Consider the following 19,301-nt stretch of genomic DNA (forward strand, 5'->3'; position numbering starts at 1 on the left):
AAGCAGTCACCGATGAGCAGTACAAAAATTGGATTAGGCTTAGCCGCCTTAGGCAGACCAGATTATATAAATATTAGACCAGAAGCCGAACTAAATAAATCTGTTGAAGCCTTTAAAACAAATGCTTTAAAAGTTTTAGATGAAAGCTACGCACTTGGCATTCGTGATTTTGATGTGGCTCCATCTTATGGTTTAGGAGAACAGTTTTTACAAGATTGGAATGATTCTAGAAATCATAAAAATGTTAACCTCTCTACAAAATTTGGTTACACATATGTAGCTAATTGGGAAATTGGGTTTACAGGAAAACATGAAATTAAAGAGCATTCTATAGACAAATTGAACGAACAATGGGACGTTTCAAAAGCTTTATTACCTAATTTAAAAATTTATCAAATTCATTCAGCGACATTAGATAGTGGTGTTTTAAAAAATGACGCTGTACTCTCTAGGCTGCACGAATTAAAAGAAGCGCATCAATTAAAGATCGGAATTTCCTCAAGCGGAACCGAACAAATAAAAATCATTAATAAAGCTCGAAAAATTAAATTTGATGGTAAGGATTTATTTGATAGCTATCAAGTGACCTTCAATATATTTGAGCAATCGACGTATTCGGTTTTAAAAGAATTATTAGCAGAAGGTAAAACTATTATTATTAAAGAGGCTTTAGCAAATGGGAGAATTTTCAAGAACGATAAATTTTCTGCTTATAAATCCTCTTATCAGCTTCTTGAAGAACTTTCGAAGAAATACCACGTTGGTACAGATGCCATAGCCATTCGTTTTATTATGGATAGCTTAGAGCCAAGCGTTATCTTAAGTGGTGCGTCGAGCAGTAATCAGCTTCAACAAAATTTGAAAGCTTTAAATTTTAAATTAAATGCGAACGATATTGAACAGCTAAAATCACTTGCTGTAAATCCTGAGAACTATTGGCAAGAACGAAGTAATCTTAGTTGGAATTAACCACTTATTTTAATTTCTTTCTCAACATACATAAAACTCCTATTTCCTCTCGTGATAAAGTTTCATTCACTTTCAAAAGTCGTATAATTTCCTTTTGAAAATAATTAATGGTTTTCCCATCAATATATTCATCAATAACACGTGGATCAATGTAAGAACTGCGTGCAACCGACGGCGTATTCCCTAACCTTTCGCTTACCCTAATAACTGCTTCACGAATATTACTATCAAGTGCTTTTTGGTCTTGTTCTTTAGAATAACCAATCTCATCTAAAGCCATAGCAGCAATTACAGTACCAGCCCAAGTTCTAAAATCCTTTGCCGAAAATTCCTCTCCCATAACCTCTCTGATATACTCATTAAGATGGTCGCTCTTCACGTCTTGTTTTACGCCATCTTCATCAATGAATTTGAATATTTCATAACCAGGTAACTCATCGATTTCTTTTACTATTTTTGCTAATTTTGCATCAATAATATGTCGTTCTTGCTCTTTCCCAGATTTACCTATATATTGAAATATGAGTTCATCATTTTCAATTTGCAAATGTTTACTTCTTATGGTAGTTAATCCATAACTGTGATTTTCCTTAGAATAACGGTCACTACCAGGACGAAAATAAGCCGCTTCCAAAAGTCGAACCATACAGGCAAGCACTTTTTCTTTAACTAATTTACGCTTGCGTAGATGCTGACCTGTAACGCGTCGCATACGTTCTAACTTACCCGCAAATTTAAGGATACGGTTAAACTTTTCTTGATCTTGTTTTTCTCTATATTTAGGGTTGTAGATATATTGCTTTCTATTTTTATCGTCTCTACCAGTCACTAAAATCTTAGCTGACTTTTTAGGATTAATTTCCACCTCTGTCCAAGCCGGTGGAATAACCAGTGATTTAAACCATTCTTTTAGATCTTTATCTTTTATCGTTTTATCAGCACTATCGACATATCGAAAGCCTCTGCCATGCTTTTTTCTTTGGTACATGATGACATTATTGTTAATGAACTATAAAGTAAATTCTTTAACACCAAATGCATTAGCTCAAAAACCATGAAATGTATCTGCTTTACTCTGAAGATAAAAAGTTGAACGAATTCAACTAATCATAATAGATTAGTCCCTCTATAATAATCTAAAACTTTTACACGTAGTAAGTAATCGTATTTGGCATTGGAGAGATTCACTTTGGCGTTGTCTAGATTGTTTTTGCTTGTAATATAATTTAAGAAATTAGATACACCGTTTTTAAATCTAATATCATTAATGCGATACGACTCTTCGTAGGCTTCCACCTGTTTCTCTAAACTTTTATGACGCTTATAAGCCGCTTCCATATCAAAATATACCTGAGCAATCGCATTCTTAATGTCAACATATGTACGTTCTAATTCAATGATAGATTCTTCAACTTTAATTTTTTCTAAAGCCACATTATTTTTAGCTCTAAAACCATTAAATAATGGAACAAAAACTTGAACACCAACAACCGTATTTAAATTATTATCTAATTGGTCTTTGTAATTAATACCGTTTGAATCAAAATTGGTCTGCTCTGTCCTAATTGGTAAATCTTGACCATCGACCGTTACAAAATCCCCAGTTCCAACAATGCTTGTTCCTGTTAAAGAAAATAACTCAGCTGCGCTAGAGTAATTGGTATTGATACCTCCGAAAAGTGATATTTCTGGTGTGAATTGAGATTTTGCAACACTCACCCCTTTTTTTGCGGCTTCTATTCGTAATTCCTTAGCTTTAAATGTGGCTAAATTTCGAATAGCTTCTTCAAAAACAGCATTGGCAGAAACTTCATATTTATTAAAATCAAGAAGTAAGCCATCGGTAACTAAATTAATATTCTCTTTTAAATTCATCAATTGCATTAGGCTTAATTTTGCATTATTTAAGCTGCTTTCAGATACCAAAACACTTGTTTCATCACTCGCCACTTGTCCCAAAATATCTGCATAATCAGCTGGATTACCTGATTCATTATCGTAAAAACCCTGTTGAATTTTAAGTTGTTGTTTAGTCGTTTCTAATCGTGCTTTAGTTAATTCTAAAACATCTTTAGCATTTAAAACTTGAAGATAGGCTAAGGTTACATTTAAAATTAAATCTTGTTGTGCTGCTTCAATTTCTAATTCTGAAGCTTTTTTATTCAATCTTTCTTGTTTGGCAGAATTTAATAACCGAAAGCCATTAAAGATGGTCATATCTAAACTCAATCCTAAGTTAGAAAATGTTAATTCCTGATTGATATAAGCGTTGGTAAATGGATCTATACTTCGACCATCATTAACCCCTAAATTAAAACTACCATTAAGACTTGGCAATACATCGGCTTTTGATTGTTGGTAATTTACTTTCGCTGAATTGGCTTGTAAGTTGGTCGATTTTAAATCGAGATTATGCTCTAAAGCGATAGCGATACAGTCGTCTAAAGTATAACTTTTGTCCGTTGTATTTTGAGCAAAACCAGCCCAACTCATCATTACAATGATGATAAATAGTATGAGTTTATGTATCATGATTATTGTATTATTTTATAAAACACCCCTAAAGTCCCCTCAAGGGGACGTCCTAATATTCAATGTATTATTGCAAATTGAGCCTTAAGTGAATTATCAACTTTTTTTTCCTAAACTATTTTTCCATCAAGCAGATTAATAATTCTTGAACCATAAGCGGCATTACTTTCCGAATGTGTCGCTTGGATTATGGTTACGCCTTCTTTATTTAATTGCGCAAAGAGCTCCATAATTTCTTCACTTTGTTTCGAGTTTAAATTCCCTGTTGGCTCGTCTGCTAAGATTAATTTTGGCTGTCCGATTAAAGCTCTAGCAATACCAACTAATTGTTGTTGGCCTCCACTTAATTGAACTGGGAATAAATCTTTTTTACCAACGATATTAAAACGATCTAACATATCTGCTACCATCGCTTTACGTTCCGATGATTTTACATTTTTATAGAGCAATGGAGTTTCTATATTTTCATAAACTGTTAATTCGTCTATAAGATGATATGCCTGAAACACAAAACCAATATATTCTTTGTAGAGTTTAGAACGATTTTTTTCTTTCATGCTATGCACTGGTTCCCCAAGAAATGTATAACCTCCATCGGTAAAATTATCTAACATACCAATACAATTCAACAAAGTAGATTTCCCAGAACCAGAAGGTCCCATGAGTGAAATGAATTCTCCCTCTTCAACATTTAAATTGATATTATCTAGTAATGTAATTTTATGGCGACCTGAGTTTACAGTTCTAGTGGCTTCGTTTAAGCTAACTAATATAGTTTTCATTTTGATTGCTGATTTTATTTATTCTGTTTTTAAACTATCTACAGGATTTGCCAATGCTGCTTTTATCGCTTGAAAACTTACCGTAATCATCGCAATCACAATAGCCACAAATCCTGCTATTACAAAAATCCACCAATTAATTTCTATGCGATACGCATAATTCTGAAGCCAATTATCTATAACATACCAAGCCATAGGAATTGCGATAACAATGGAAAGACCAACCAACTTCAAAAAGTCTTTAGATAATAATTTCACAATACCTGCAACACTAGCACCTAATACTTTTCTTACTCCAATTTCTTTACTACGTTGTTCTGCAGTATAAGCGGCCAATCCAAAAAGCCCAAGGCAAGAAATAAGAATTGCTAGTAAGGCAAATAGTTGAGAGAGTTTTCCAATGAGTTGTTCACTTCTAAATTTGGCATTAAAAGCATCATCTACAAAGCTGTACTCAAAAGGAAACGCAGGATTATGTTTTTTCATAACCGCTTCAACTTTAGACAGCATCTCATTTGGTTCAATATTAGGATTCGTTTTTAGATACATGTAACTAGATTCACCCAGATAATTAAAAAATAACACAGGATCACTTTGTCCATACATATCTTCGAACAGATAATCTTTTACAACACCTATTACTGTGTAAGTGTCGTCTCGTATTACTTTTTTACCAATAGCACTGCCAGTTCCCATAAGCTTAGCAAACGATTCGGTAATTAAAACACTACTACTATCTTTTGCTACATTTTCACTAAAACCACGACCTTCGGCAAGTTTCATACCTGCTGTTTCTAAAAAATCCGAACTGATATATCTAAAGAAAATCAGTATATCTTCTGTATCTGTTCCGCCCGTCCATGTTAAGTTAGAACCATTGTTGCCTCCATTTAAAATACCTGAATTATTTAAACCTACGCTTGAAACAGCTCCTGTATGTATTAAATCTTGTTTGATGACATCAAATTTTTCAATCATAGTACCATTGACATTCAATGATATCAACTGGTCTTTATCAAAACCTAAATCTCTGTTTTTTACATGTTGAATTTGTTGATAAACCAAAATGGTACAAATAATAAAAACAATTGAAATTGTAAACTGCCCAACAACTAATCCTTTTCTAATAAATGTTGCAGATCCTTGAGTGACTTTTAAACCTTTTAAGACCTCAACAGGATTAAACGAAGACAAGTAGAACGCTGGATAAAGGCCAGCGAAGACTCCACAAACAAGCGTAATTCCTAATAAAAAGATAATATGTAGTGGTTCCGCTAATCCTAAAACTAAATTCCTCTCAATAAGCAAGTTAAATTGCGGTAATAAAATAAAGAGCAACAATACACTTACCAAAGTCGCGATAAAAGAAAGGATTAAAGCTTCCGATATAAATTGAAAAATTAATCGTGAACGACCAGAACCCATGGCTTTTCTTACTCCAACTTCATTCGCACGTTTCTCACTTCGTGCAGTAGATAAATTCATGAAGTTAATACAAGCTATAAGCAAAATAATTAAAGCAATAATTGTAAATAATCTAACCGAATCTATGCGTCCTCCAACTTGCTTTCCATTTTCAAAATTACCTCTTAAATGCCAATCTTTTATAGAATGTAAAAATGCTTTTGAATCACTGTCTCCTGTTTTTTTCTCAAGTAATCCAAGGACTTGATCATTTACAGCATTAAAATCAGCTTCTGGTGACAACTCAACAAATGTATCTGCGAAGAAACTACCATAACCATTGGTCCATTCTTTATCTCCACTCCAACGTTCAAATGGTGCAATCCAATTAATAGGAAACGTTACGTTCTTTGGTAAATTCTCAATAACTCCTGTAATCAGGTAATTATCTGTATTGTCTACTTTAAGTACTTTGCCTAATACTTTTGTGTTTTTGCCATAAAGCTGCTCTGCCGTTTCTTGAGTAATAACGATTGCTTCAGGATTATTAAAAGCCTCTTTTGCATAGCCTTCTACAAACTTTAAACTGAATATTGTTATAAAATCTTCATCTACAAAACGTCCACCGCTATTGATGGCATTATCATTTACAGCAAATAAAAAATCTCGATGCTTTGTTCGTGATGCTTTTACTATTCCTGGAATTTCCGCTTTCATAGCTTCAGCAAATGGTCCTGGAGTAGAATTAAACGTTCTCCATTCACCATCATATTCTTGATGTGTTGGTACATAGTAAACTTGATCTTGTTTTGAAAAATCAGAATCAAAACTTACCTCATCCTCAACCCAAAGAAAAATTAAACTAGCACACGTAATTCCTATGGCTAATCCGAAAATGTTTAGAAAGCTATACCCTTTATTTTTACGTAAAGTCCGGAAGGCTATTTTTATATAATTTAAAATCATACTATTTTTTGACTTAATTGATTACTTCTACTCATTATATAGTGAAGATGATGCCAAAAACACAAACAACTATATATCAGTGTTTTATGTTTAATTAAGAATTTAAAACTGTTCGAATTTGATACACTTCTTGTTCGTAAATGAACAGTTTATTCTGAGCGTAATGAATCCACAGGATTGGCATTTGCCGCCTGAAGCGTCTTTACACTGATGACTAATAAGGCAAAGACAATCATCGCCAAGCCACTCACTAAGAACACCCAAAAATTAATACTTGTTTTGTATGCAAAATCTTGCAACCAATTATTAATGCCGTAATACGCAATTGGTGCCGCAATGACAAAAGCAATCGCTACCAAGATTAAAAACTCTTTGCATAAGAGCGCGTTAATTTGAAGTAATGACGCTCCTAGAACCTTACGCACTCCAATTTCTTTTACACGTCGGTTGGTGGTATAAATCACAAGTCCGAGCAATCCTAAACAGCTAATTAATATTGATAAACCTGTTGCCCAATTTAAAAGTTTGGACATCTTTTGCTCCCGATTATAAAACTTCTGAATGGTTTCGTCTAAAAACTCTACGCGATAATCATCGGTCTCAGTATAGACTGTTTTATAAGTATTTTCAATTTTTGAAAGTGTTCCTTTAAAATCTGCTGATGATTCATTTTGAAAAGCAATATGAACAGCTTGAAACTGACTCCAATCTGGTAGATACCAATCTCCTCTATATGCCATGGGTTTGATATCGCTTCGCAAGGAACGTTGGAAAAAATCTGCCATAACTCCGACTATAGGCACACTTTGATCACCTAATAAAACCGTTTTACCAATTGCTTCATCGGGACTTTTAAAACCAAGTCTTTTTCTGCATGTCTCATTAATCACGAGCTCTTTTACGGTATCATTTCTGATGGTTCGTCCTGCTATAAGATCTAACTCAAATACCTTAGCGTAATTGACGTCGCCAAAAATAAATTGTAAGTCTAAATTAACCTCATTGTCACCATTATTATAAGTGACTGAAGAACTATTAGTAGAAATAGATGCAGGTGCATGGCCTCCAATACTAATCGACTTAATTTCTGGAATAGCTCTTAATTTTTCGGCATAAAGCTCTTTTTTAGAAATTTCGCGTTCCGCTCTTGGGCTATAAACAGACACAATAGCATCCGTTTTAAAACCCATATCTGTTTCTAAAAGAAAATTAATTTGTTGACCAACTAATAACGTAGCAATTACAAATACTTGAGCAATGGAAAACTGAAAAACCGTTAAGAATTTTCTGAGCTTCACTTTTTTATTTCCGACAGCTAAATGATTTTTTAAAACTGAAACCGTGTTAAATTTTGAAAGTACTAATGCGGGATAAAAGCCAGATAAAAATGTCACTAAAAGTAATAGAACAGCGATACCAAGAATAATTAAAGGTGATTTCATCAGTTCATAACTTAAACCTTCTGGCACAAAATCTGAAAACACATTAATCAACCATCTAGAAAGCAATAGCGATAATACAGCAGACACCAAAACCAATAAAAATGTTTCACCCATAAATTGGCCGATAAGCTGTTTTCTAGAACTTCCTAAAGTTTTACGGATTCCTATTTCTTTAGCACGCTGAGAAGCTTGCGCTGTATTAAGATTTATAAAGTTGATACAACCTAACACCAATAGAAATATAGCCACCAAAGCGAGATTTGTAAGCAGCGATTTACTAGCCTGGCCTTTAGACCAATCGTAAATACCATACTTTTCGTTGAAGTGAATATCTCCTAATGGTTGCAACGTAAATTGTTGTTCATCACCATATTTTTTAGATTCTTCATCTTGGTGCTCCTTTGCTAAATTATCCAAACGATTTTGTATCGCTGATAAATCCGCATTTGAAGTCACTTTTACAAAAAGCTGAGACGCATCGTTAGTGTTATTCCAATTTTTATTGAGGAAATCCTCTCTTAATCGCGTTTGTAAAATTGTAGAATGCGAGATAAATTCTTCAAACACAAAATCTGTTCGTTCTTTAAAATTCTCAACAATTCCTGTAACCGTTATATGAAGTGAATCATTGTAAACTAGGGTTTTTCCAATAATATCTGACGGTTTCGTATTTGGAAAATAATCAGATGCTCGATTTTCAGTAAGAATAACATTATTAGGACTCGCTAAAATTTCAGATGTATTACCAGCTAAAAATTTATAATCGAAAATCTTAAAATAATTAGCATCTGCAAAAATGACGAAGTTGGGCCATTTAAATTCGGAATTTAATTCTCTATTTTCAACTTTTGAAGGCCGTTCAATATAAAACCCACTAACGGTTTCAAAATTTGAATTCTCGGTAATGGCATCCCCCAATGCTAAAGTGACTCCAGGAATAGAAAAAGTAGCCTCAGGACTCGTTAAATCTGTAACTACTCTATAAATACGATCCTTATCTTTATGAAATGTATCAAAGGTAGCATCGTAATAAATCATTAATCCAATGACAAACGACGCACTTAATCCAATGATAAGACCAATAATATTAATTAGAGAAAACACCTTATGCTTCATGAGGTTCCTCCATGCTATTTTGAAATAATTTCTAATCATGATGTATTGTTTTATAGCAAAACTTACAAGGTTTCAAACACTTGCAGGTTGATGATGATTATTCCGTTCTTAAAGATTCTACAGGATTAGAGGTTGCCGCTTTTATTGTTTTTACAGCTATGGTTAACATGGCAATCACTACTGCTATGCCGCCTGCACCTAAAAACATCCAAATATTAAGATCTATATGATACGCATAATTCTGTAACCAATTATGCATTGCCCACCATGCTATTGGCGACGCGATTAAAAAAGCGATAACGACTAATTTTAAAAAGTCTTTAGTCAGTAATATTGTAATGGCCGAGACACTCGCACCGACTATTTTACGAACTCCTATTTCCTTTTTACGCTGTGCTACAATGAGCAATGACATCGCAAATAAACCGATACAACTTAAGATAATAGCGAGTATTGAACCACTACCAATCATGGTAATCATAGTGCGCTCATTTCGCAAGGTTCTATCAATATTTTCATTTAAAAAAGACCCTTGAAATTCGGCATTGGGCTCAATAGTATTCCAGGCTGCTTTTACATCGTTATAAGCTTGTTCTAAATTTTGTGGAGCTACTTTTACATAGACGTTTCTTAAATTCCAGTTAGGCAGTGCAAATAAGGTCATAGGTGCAATCGTCTGGTCAAGTTCCTGAAAATTGAAATCTTTAATAACACCTACAACAGAATATACAGCATCATCTAAATCTATCTGTGAGGCTAAAATATCATCTTCATTGAGTTGCTTTGCCATAGCTTCATTGATAATAACGGAAAGACTATCACTCGCTAAGTTTTTTCGAAATGAACGACCTTCAATAATATTCAAATCTAAAGTTTCAACGTAATCTGCATCAACGACTAACATATGCGTATCCACGCCTCTACCTTTGTGTTCAAAACCTAAAATACTAGTCGAACGCGAGCCATCTTTTCCTAAACCTAAAATATTATTAGATGCTGTAACACTTACAATATTAAGTTTATCTTGAAGCGTATTTCGAAGTAATTCTATTGCTTGTTGATCGTTAAGTTGGCCATTCAGTGGAAAAGCAATCACCTGATCTTTGTTGAAACCTAAGTCTTTAGTCCTCATAAATTCCACCTGATCCCAAAGTACAAGCGTACCACTAATCAGTAAAATAGCAATACCGAATTGTAAGACCATTAAACTATTTCGCAAATGGTTTTTACCATTGACGTCGAGTTTTCCTTTTAAACTTTGTAAAGTTCCAAGACGACTCATTAATAACGCAGGATAACCTCCTGCAATTAATGTGATCAGCAAAACACTCAAAACAAGCACAACCAACAATGATGGGTTTAGTAAGGTTGCCAATGACGCTTGGGTTTTAAATAAGGTTTGAAAGTATGGTAGTAAAAACACGGCTAATAAAATTCCTAGCCCTATGGAAATTAAAAACACTAAAATGCTTTCACCCCAAAACTGAAAGAACAGCTGTTTTTTATTGGCTCCAAGCGTTTTTCGCATGCCAATCTCACGCAAGCGTTGTGAACTTTTAGCAATACTCATATTTATAAAATTCACACAAGCTATAAACAGAATTAAAAAAGAAATTCCCAAAACTAAATACGGCATGGTACGATTGACACTAACAACTCCTTGATTAAAATTCGCAAAGCGAACATCTGCCAACGGCAATACTTTTATTTGTCTGTAAAGGCCATCTGCATTAGGTTGAAGGCCATCTCGCTTGGCATTATCAATCTCATTTTTATAATGTAATTGGGTAAAATCTGCTGTGCTTTTCTCAAATTGCTCAGGTTTTAAACCTTCAGAAAGTTGCATATACACCTCATGATTCTCCATGTCCCAACGTCCTACAGTTCTGGCATAAGCATGCTCATTTTGACTTTTAAAATTGAGTACGATATCAAAACCTATAGAACTTGTATTGGGAAAATCTTCAATAATCGCGGTGACATTAAAAGGCACTTCTACTTCATCTCTTAAAATCGTAACGGTTTGCCCTATAGGATTCTCATCACCAAATATGCGTTTTGCAGCCTGCTCTGTCATTGCAACTGAAGACTCTGACGTTATTGGATTTGTCTTATCACCCTTTATAATTGGAAAGCTAAACATGTCGAAAAAATCGGGATCTACATACGCAGTGCCCATACCGAGTTGCTTATCCTGATAAGTTAATAAGACTCCAGAACCATTATAACGTGTAATTTTCTCTACGCCTGTAACCTCTTCACGAAGTGCTGCCGCAAAAGGTTCGGATTTTGAGATGTTAGCTTCAATGCCATTTAACCCACTATCCTCTGTATACACTTGATAGATTTCATCTCCATGCTCATGAAAGCGATCAAAAGACAGTTGAAAAACGGCGTACATCGCCAACAATATGGCCACTCCAAATGCTGCCGTAAGTCCAACGACATTAAGCGCTGTAAACGTTCTATTCTTCCAAAGGTTTCTGAATGCTATTTTTATATAATTTTTAAACATGATGTATTAGAATTACTGTTCGTTTTTTGATTGATTTGGCTTTGGCACTTCAGTAGTATGTGATGAATTGTTTTATGATTTACTAAAGTGCTTCCCGCCTGATTGATTGATTGATTGATTGATTGATTGATTGATTGATTGATGAAAGTCGATTTATGCCAATATATTTTCGGTTACTTTTTGTCCGTCTAACATTCTTATAATTCTGTGACTGTATTTTGCATCGTGTTCACTGTGTGTTACCATAATAATGGTTGTTCCTGCTTCATTAAGATCTATTAATAAATCCATGACCTCATTTCCATTAGTACTATCTAAATTTCCTGTTGGCTCATCGGCAAGAATTAGTTTGGGTTTGTTTACAACGGCTCTTGCCACAGCCACACGTTGTTGCTGACCACCAGATAACTGTTGTGGAAAGTGATTTCTTCGGTGCATAATTTGCATTTTCTCTAAAACCGCTTCGACTTGCTGTTTACGTTCTGCTGGTTTTACACCTGTATAGATCAAGGGTAATTCTACGTTTTCAAACACCGTTAGTTCATCAATGAGATTAAAACTTTGAAAAACAAAACCAATATTGTGTTTGCGTAATTCTGAACGCTTTCGCTCATTATAACCAGCGACTTCTGTTCCATTAAACATAAAACTACCTCCATCAGGATCGTCTAATAATCCCAAAATATTTAATAAGGTCGATTTCCCACATCCTGAAGGTCCCATGATGGCCACAAACTCACCTTCTTTAACATTAAATGATAATTTGTTTAAGGCTATGGTTTGTACTTCTTCGGTTTTATAGAATTTTTCTAAGTCCGTAATTTGTATCATTATATTTGTTTTTTTGGCTGTTGGCCCTTAGCTGTTAGCCTTTAGCTATTAGTTGTTAACTCTTAATTATTTCTCTATTCTCTTGTTTCTATTTCAAAATCAACTCTTCCGTATCTCCAAAGGAATCATAACTCGATGTCACTACTTTATCTCCAGGATTTAAACCATCAAGCACCTCATAATATTCTGTATTCTGGCTTCCTAATCTTATGTTGACTTTATAGGCCGTGTTACCATCTTCGCTGACTTTAAAAATCCAGTTCCCTCCTGTTTTTTGAAAGAATCCACCTTTCGCAACTAACAACGCTTCTTTTTCTGCACTTAATGCCACTCTGATTTGAAGATTTTGACCTCTTCTAATACCTTCAGGCACATCTCCCTGAAATTTCATATCCACTTGAAAACGACCATTGGTAACTTGTGTAAACACTTTTTTAATGACCAATGTGTACGTTTTATTATTCAACGTAAACGTTCCTGTTTGACCATTATAGATTCTCGAAATATAATGTTCATCAATATCCACTCTTACTTTATAACCAGTGATCACATCTACCTGACCTAAGCGTGTGCCTTTATTAATAGACTGTCCGATTTCAGCATCAAGAGATGTTAATTGCCCATCAATTGGAGCTCTAACCACTAAATCTCCTACTTTTTTTCGCATTAATTCTAAGGCACTTTGCGTTCTAGCATAAGAATTACGAGCTTGGTTAACCTCCAATTTTGAAGAAATGGTATCTTCAGATAATACTTGCTTAGATAGTTTCATACGTTCTTTCTGATAGTTGTAATTATTTTCAGAAGACTCGTAATCCATTCTTCCTATCGCACCTTTTTCATATAACCGTTTGTTTAAATTATAAACACGTTCGGCTTCAATGAGATTATTTTCAACATCAGTAAATTGATTTTGTCTGTTAATCGTATTTTGGCGCGCTGCATTTTGAGAAATCTGCATTTGGGTTAATAAATTATACACTGACGTTTCCTGGTTAATGAGACTCAATTCCAAATCGGTATTTGATAACCTTAGAATTGGTTCACCTTTTTTCAACATGGCACCATCTTCAACAAACTTCTCTTCTACTCGCCCACCTTCCAAAGCATCTAAATAAATTGTAGTGATTGGAAGCACAATACCGTTGACCGGAATGTTTTCTTGAAATACATTTTCACTTACTGTACTAATTGAAATTCGCTCTCTATCCACATTCAATTTAGAACCACCTGAGGTTTGAAAAATAACATATATGATCAAAGCTAATATTGCTATAATCCCTATAGCTAATCCTATTTTTTGAGTTGAAAATTTCTTCTTTTGAATTGGAACGTCCATTATATATCTATTATTTACACTTTTTATATAGTGAAGATGATGCCAAAAACACAAAATATTGATTTTCAATACATTATTGTTTTTATCAAAACTAAAAGTGTCCGATTTCGATACACTTTATGTTCGAAAATGTACACTTTTAAACACTACTGAAATTTTATTTTTTGAATTTTTATAAGCTGAATTTAATATCGTAATATTGTATGGATGGTATTAAAAAACGCTACAATATTAGTTATAGACGATGATGTTGATGTATTAACAGCATTACGCTTACTTTTAAAACCACTGGTTAGAGAGGTGGTTACCGAAAAGAATCCGAGTAATATTCTATCTCAAATTGAGAAGACTGCTTACGACATAATTGTTCTAGACATGAATTTTAATGGTTTGGTCAATACAGGTAATGAAGGTATTTTTTGGCTAAATAAAATTCGACACCAAAAACCTGAAACCTCTGTTATTTTAATGACCGCTTATGCCGATATTGATTTAGCGATACGCGGATTAAAAGAAGGCGCTTCCGACTTTTTAATGAAACCTTGGAAGAATGAAAAAATCGTAGAAACCATGACTACGATACTAAGTCAGAAGACCTCTCAAAACACTAAAAAGAAGCAATTTAACACAAATTCTATTGAAATCATTGGTGATAGCGATGTTATGATTGATGTCTTTACCAAACTAAAAAAAGTAGCACCAACAGATGCTAATGTTTTAATCCTTGGTGAAAATGGTACTGGAAAAGATTTAATTGCTCGTGCGCTTCATGATAACTCTAATAGAAAACACCAACCGTTTGTAAAAGTAGATGTTGGTGCTTTAACAGAATCGCTATTTGAAAGTGAATTATTTGGGTATAAAAAAGGAGCTTTTACCGATGCTAGAGAAGATAGAAAAGGCCGATTTGAAGCGGCTAATGGTGGCACTTTATTTTTAGATGAAATAGGAAATATTAGTTTGAGTCAGCAAGCCCGATTACTCACCGTCTTACAAAACAGACAAGTGACTCCTTTGGGCTCAAATGAACCAATCCCTATTGATATTCGATTAATTTGCGCTACTAATATCGATCCTCAAATTTTAGCAGACGAAAAGAAATTTAGAAAAGATTTAATTTACAGAATAAATACCGTAGATATTATTGCTCCACCTCTTAGAGATCGTGGTACAGATATTACAGCATTAGCACATCATTTTATAGCTTTTTATGCTGAAAAATATAATAAAAGTCCATTTTCTTTTGATTCCGGATTCATTTCAAAATTAAAAAATCACGACTTCCCTGGTAATGTTAGGGAATTGCAATACGTTTTAGAGCGTGCTGTAATAATGACTGATGGTTCCGTTTTAAAACCAGAAGATTTAGTATTTTCTTCTATAGAGCGTTCATCGAACTCTACAAATATGAAAACTCAGAGTTTAAACTTAGACGATTTAGAAAAGAACGCCATTTTAAATGTCCTTGAAAAGAATAAAGGTAATGTTTCAAAATCAGCTAAAGATCTAGGGATTACAAGAGCTGCTTTATACAGAAGACTAGAAAAGTATGAACTATAGAAGTTACATATTTTGGCTCTTTTTTAGAATTCTACTTTTGGTGAGTGTTATACTTGCGTTAGTGTATTCTATTTACAAAGATCAATCCGCTTATATTACCATTACGAGCATTGCACTACTTTATTTGTTTATAAATACATATTCCTATGTGAAACGTCGTTTTGTAGCTATAGATGATTTTTTTGAAGCGGTTAAGTATCGTGACTTTTCGAGATGGTTTCCAGAAGACAGAGGTCCTAAAGATATTCGGTTTTTGTACACCGGTTTTAATGAGATTAATAGAACCATTAAAGACATCAATTCGCAAAACGAAGCACAGTATGTGTATCTACAGAAGATTTTAGAAATGGTAGACATCGGAATTATTGCTTATAATCTCGAATCTGGAGACGTCCTATGGAGTAATGAACCTTTTGGAGACATTTTAGATGTCCCATCTTTTAAAAATATCCGCTTTGTTGAAAACAGAAAACCAGAACTCTTTAATACCGTTTTTGAAACCTATCATCGCGAACCGGATTCCATTTCTATTGCACTTCAAAATGAAACTATAAAAATTTTAATTTCCGATACGGTATTTCAAGTAAAGGATGATGCATTTAAGTTGATTGTCATTCAGGATATTGATAATACCTTAAATAAAAATGAATCAGAATCTTGGAAGAAGCTTTTAAGTGTGATGACACACGAAATTATGAATTCTATAGCTCCAATTTCGTCCTTGGCAGATACACTTCAACAAAACTTGCAATTAGCTATAGAACATCCTGAAGAAACGCGTCTTGAATTAGAGGATTTAAACGCTGGAGTCAAAACTATTAAAAACCGCAGTGAAGGCCTTTTAAAATTTGCGAAAACCTATAGAAGTTTGAGTAAAGTGACACACCTCAACTTACAACGTGTTAAAATTGAAGACTTATTTAGTAACATCCAGCTTTTAATGGAACCATCCATAAAAGCCAAAGCTATTGCCATTACATTTGAGGTTACCTCACCAAAATTAGAATTAGATATTGATGCACATCTTATAGAACAAGTACTTATCAATCTTATTTTAAATGCTGTTGACGCCTGTAAAAGTAAAGACCATTCACAAATTAAAGTATTAGCATCTCAAAACCCAAATAGAGATATTGTTATAAAAGTCATTGATAATGGTTCTGGTATCCCAAAAGATATTTTAGAGAACATATTTGTGCCTTTCTTTACTAGTAAAGCCACAGGTAGTGGCATAGGATTAAGTCTTTGTAAGCAAATTATGCTCTTACATAAAGGCCGAATCATAGTAAAAAGTATTGAAAACGAAGGCTCTGTTTTTAGCTTGGTGTTTTAATTCTTAAAATTCTCTATACCTTCTTTTAACCATGCCTCATATTCTTCAATATCTGGCGTGTAAGCAACAGGCTCAATAAGATTTTCTTCATTATGATCCATTAACACATAATAAGGCTGTGTATTCGTTTTGTATTTAACGGTTTGAAATTCGCTCCATTTCTGACCTACATTTCGTAATTTTTTACCCGGTCGCAATTGAGAATCTGGTGCTTCACCTTCAGGAAAATTTATTTTCTCATCAACGTATAATGAAATCAAAACAATGTCATTTTTAAGTTTTGACAATACTTTGGAATCTACCCAAACATTTTGTTCCATCTTACGGCAATTCACACAAGCCCAACCCGTAAAATCTAACATTACAGGTTTCCCTACTTTTTTAGCATATGCCAAACCTGTTTCATAATCGTTGAATGCCAAAATATCATGTGGTGCTAGTAAATGGGCGCCTTCAGGAATATCTGTTATACTTGCACCACCACCTCTAGAATTTCCTACACCATAAGGCGATTCAGAATAATCTAACGGCGGCGGAAATGCACTAATTATTTTTAATGGTGCTCCCCAAAGTCCTGGAATCATATAAACAGTAAAAGATAAAGTTAACAGGCCTAGCAATAAACGACCTACTGAAATATGCTTTAAAGGCGAATCATGTGGCAATTGAATTTTCCCAAAAAGGTATAATGATAACGCTCCAAAGATGGCAATCCATATTGCTATGAATACTTCACGTTCTAAGAAGTGTAGTTGTAATACCAAATCGGCTTGCGATAAAAATTTAAACGCAAAGGCTAGTTCTAAAAATCCTAAAACCACCTTAACCGTATTTAACCAACCGCCAGATTTTGGCAATGAATTTAACCAACCAGGAAATGCTGCAAATAAACCAAATGGCAATGCCAGAGCTAGAGAAAAACCTAACATACCTATCACTGGAGCTAATCCTCCTGTTGTTGCTGATAATACGATAATATTCCCTACGAAAGGTCCTGTGCATGAAAATGACACAATGGCCAATGCCAAAGCCATAAAAAAGATACCTGTGTAACCACCACTATCTGCTTTTCTATCAATTTTATTTGCCCAAGAGTTAGGTAGCATTATTTCAAATGCTCCCAAGAACGAAATTGCAAAAATAACAAGGATAGCAAAAAATATAAGGTTAAAAGCAACACTTGTAGAAAATTCGTTAATAGCACTTGCTCCAAAAATGGCCACCACTCCCGTTCCTAAAATGACATATATGACAATAATGAATAAACCATAAATTAACGCATTTTTAATTCCCTCTGACTTAGTCTTACTTTGTTTAGTAAAGAAACTTACTGTCATTGGTATTAATGGAAAAACGCATGGTGTAAAAAGTGCGATTAGTCCTGCACCTAATCCTAAAAGAAATATAGTCCAAAGTCCATTATTTGAATTTTTATCACTTGAATCGGAATTTTCAGAAATATCCGAAGTAGCAACAACAGTTTTAGTTAAATCATATTCTAAATCGACATACGTTGGTGCTGTACACTGTGTATCATCACAAGACATAAAGCCAACTTCTGATTCTATTGTAGTAATTGTAGTATCTGAAACTTTAATTTTTTGTCTAAACTCTGTTTTATTTTTAAAGTATTTAATCTTCATATCGAAGACCTTATCCATACTTTCTTCTCCTTTTTCTTCAGTTGTGTTACCAACTAGAGCAACACCTTCATTTAATGTGTATTCAAAACTTGTTGGAATTGGTCCACCGTCTTCAATATTTTGAGCATACAATTTCCATCCCTTGTCTATGTTTGCAGTAGTTACTAAGATGAATTCTGTTTCGTTTATTTTTTCAACAGCAGTACTCCATTTAACAGGTTCGAGGATTTTAGTTGTGGCACCCATTAAGTCTAAAGATGGCAATCCGGCTGAATCTTTTTCAACCGTTTCTGTATCCTTCAAGTTAAATTCAAGATCTATATAATTTGGTGGTAAGCATTTTTCGTCATCACAGACCATAAATTCCACTTCACCTTCAACTATAGATAATTCTTTATTTAAAACTTTAATACGTTGAGTAAACTCCGCTTTGTTTTCAAAAAAAGTAATCCGCATTTGAAAAACAGGATCGTCAACCGTATGACCTTCGTCTTCTGAGGTTTCGCCAACTAACTCAAAATTCTCATTTTCTGTAAACGAAAAACCAGTAGGAATTGGTCCATTATCTGGTACATTTTGAGAATATAAATGCCATCCAGAATCAATAGTCGCTATAGAAACTAGATCATATTCTGTATCTGAAATCTTTTCAACTTTAGTTTCCCATTTTACGGGATCAAAAACCTGCGAGAATAAATTGAATGAAAACGAAAATGCCAAAAGGCAAAGTAGAAGTACTTTTTTAAAGTTCATAAACGACATGTTAATTTGCAAATGTAACAGAAGGGTTTCTATTCTAAGATTACAAGCGTCTAATTTATAAAAATCTTAAGAATTTGGGAAGAGAATTAGAAGCATAAAAAAACCGA

12 protein-coding genes are annotated in these 19,301 nt (G+C 33.9%); 3 read left to right on the forward strand and 9 right to left on the reverse strand.

The features are described 5' to 3' along the window. Positions 1-12: 12 nt before the first annotated feature. Positions 13-969, forward strand: a complete 957-nt coding sequence (locus HM986_RS00925) for an aldo/keto reductase (RefSeq protein WP_179333207.1) — start codon at positions 13-15, stop codon at positions 967-969. A 4-nt stretch (positions 970-973) separates the two neighbouring features. Here the strand turns inward: HM986_RS00925 and HM986_RS00930 are convergent, their stop codons facing one another. The 8 genes from HM986_RS00930 to HM986_RS00965 all read right to left on the reverse strand — a co-directional run bounded on the left by HM986_RS00930 (position 974) and on the right by HM986_RS00965 (position 13,896). Next, positions 974-1,957, reverse strand: coding sequence for a DNA topoisomerase IB (locus HM986_RS00930; protein ID WP_179333208.1), 984 nt, complete (start codon positions 1,955-1,957; stop codon positions 974-976). A 119-nt stretch (positions 1,958-2,076) separates the two neighbouring features. Further along, positions 2,077-3,501, reverse strand: coding sequence for a TolC family protein (locus tag HM986_RS00935; protein WP_179333209.1), 1,425 nt, complete (start codon positions 3,499-3,501; stop codon positions 2,077-2,079). A 110-nt stretch (positions 3,502-3,611) separates the two neighbouring features. Then, the gene (locus HM986_RS00940; protein ID WP_179333210.1) at positions 3,612-4,283 is read right to left on the reverse strand and encodes an ABC transporter ATP-binding protein; all 672 of its coding nucleotides are present in this window, start codon (positions 4,281-4,283) and stop codon (positions 3,612-3,614) included. 18 nt (positions 4,284-4,301) lie between these two features. Then, complete coding sequence (locus HM986_RS00945; protein ID WP_179333211.1) at positions 4,302-6,653, reverse strand: ABC transporter permease; 2,352 nt, start codon at positions 6,651-6,653, stop codon at positions 4,302-4,304. A gap of 149 nt (positions 6,654-6,802) precedes the next feature. Further along, on the reverse strand, positions 6,803-9,250 hold the full coding sequence (locus tag HM986_RS00950) for an ABC transporter permease (protein WP_179333212.1): 2,448 nt from the start codon (positions 9,248-9,250) through the stop codon (positions 6,803-6,805). A gap of 58 nt (positions 9,251-9,308) precedes the next feature. Then, complete coding sequence (locus HM986_RS00955) at positions 9,309-11,726, reverse strand: FtsX-like permease family protein (RefSeq protein ID WP_179333213.1); 2,418 nt, start codon at positions 11,724-11,726, stop codon at positions 9,309-9,311. 153 nt (positions 11,727-11,879) lie between these two features. Further along, a complete protein-coding gene (locus HM986_RS00960; RefSeq protein WP_179333214.1) occupies positions 11,880-12,557 on the reverse strand; it encodes an ABC transporter ATP-binding protein in 678 nt (225 codons plus the stop codon). A gap of 88 nt (positions 12,558-12,645) precedes the next feature. Further along, the gene (locus HM986_RS00965) at positions 12,646-13,896 is read right to left on the reverse strand and encodes an efflux RND transporter periplasmic adaptor subunit (RefSeq protein ID WP_179333215.1); all 1,251 of its coding nucleotides are present in this window, start codon (positions 13,894-13,896) and stop codon (positions 12,646-12,648) included. Positions 13,897-14,103: 207 nt separating this feature from the next. On the opposite strand from HM986_RS00965, the gene HM986_RS00970 reads away from it, so the two are divergent. Both HM986_RS00970 and HM986_RS00975 read left to right on the forward strand, forming a co-directional pair. Continuing rightward, on the forward strand, positions 14,104-15,456 hold the full coding sequence (locus HM986_RS00970) for a sigma-54-dependent transcriptional regulator (protein ID WP_179333216.1): 1,353 nt from the start codon (positions 14,104-14,106) through the stop codon (positions 15,454-15,456). After that, positions 15,446-16,789 carry a sensor histidine kinase gene (locus tag HM986_RS00975; protein ID WP_179333217.1) on the forward strand — a complete coding sequence of 448 codons (1,344 nt, stop codon included), beginning with the start codon at positions 15,446-15,448 and terminating at the stop codon, positions 16,787-16,789. Before HM986_RS00970 ends, HM986_RS00975 begins: the two co-directional genes overlap by 11 nt. On the opposite strand, the gene HM986_RS00980 is transcribed toward HM986_RS00975, so the two are convergent. Further along, positions 16,786-19,185: a protein-disulfide reductase DsbD family protein gene (locus HM986_RS00980; protein WP_179333218.1), complete on the reverse strand. Its 2,400-nt coding sequence runs from the start codon at positions 19,183-19,185 to the stop codon at positions 16,786-16,788. The two genes, HM986_RS00975 and HM986_RS00980, sit on opposite strands and share 4 nt — an antisense overlap. Between the last annotated feature and the right edge of the window lie 116 nt (positions 19,186-19,301).

It is taken from the genome of Winogradskyella costae, assembly GCF_013403865.1.
In the GTDB taxonomy this organism is placed as follows: Bacteria; Bacteroidota; Bacteroidia; order Flavobacteriales; family Flavobacteriaceae; genus Winogradskyella; species Winogradskyella costae.

Coding starts and splice junctions, on each gene's coding strand:
- HM986_RS00925 (WP_179333207.1), top strand. CDS start 13: ATGAGCAGTACAAAAATTGGATTAGGCTTAGCCGCCTTAGGCAGACCA.
- HM986_RS00930 (WP_179333208.1), bottom strand. CDS start 1,957: ATGTACCAAAGAAAAAAGCATGGCAGAGGCTTTCGATATGTCGATAGT.
- HM986_RS00935 (WP_179333209.1), bottom strand. CDS start 3,501: ATGATACATAAACTCATACTATTTATCATCATTGTAATGATGAGTTGG.
- HM986_RS00940 (WP_179333210.1), bottom strand. CDS start 4,283: ATGAAAACTATATTAGTTAGCTTAAACGAAGCCACTAGAACTGTAAAC.
- HM986_RS00945 (WP_179333211.1), bottom strand. CDS start 6,653: ATGATTTTAAATTATATAAAAATAGCCTTCCGGACTTTACGTAAAAAT.
- HM986_RS00950 (WP_179333212.1), bottom strand. CDS start 9,250: ATGATTAGAAATTATTTCAAAATAGCATGGAGGAACCTCATGAAGCAT.
- HM986_RS00955 (WP_179333213.1), bottom strand. CDS start 11,726: ATGTTTAAAAATTATATAAAAATAGCATTCAGAAACCTTTGGAAGAAT.
- HM986_RS00960 (WP_179333214.1), bottom strand. CDS start 12,557: ATGATACAAATTACGGACTTAGAAAAATTCTATAAAACCGAAGAAGTA.
- HM986_RS00965 (WP_179333215.1), bottom strand. CDS start 13,896: ATGGACGTTCCAATTCAAAAGAAGAAATTTTCAACTCAAAAAATAGGA.
- HM986_RS00970 (WP_179333216.1), top strand. CDS start 14,104: ATGGTATTAAAAAACGCTACAATATTAGTTATAGACGATGATGTTGAT.
- HM986_RS00975 (WP_179333217.1), top strand. CDS start 15,446: ATGAACTATAGAAGTTACATATTTTGGCTCTTTTTTAGAATTCTACTT.
- HM986_RS00980 (WP_179333218.1), bottom strand. CDS start 19,185: ATGAACTTTAAAAAAGTACTTCTACTTTGCCTTTTGGCATTTTCGTTT.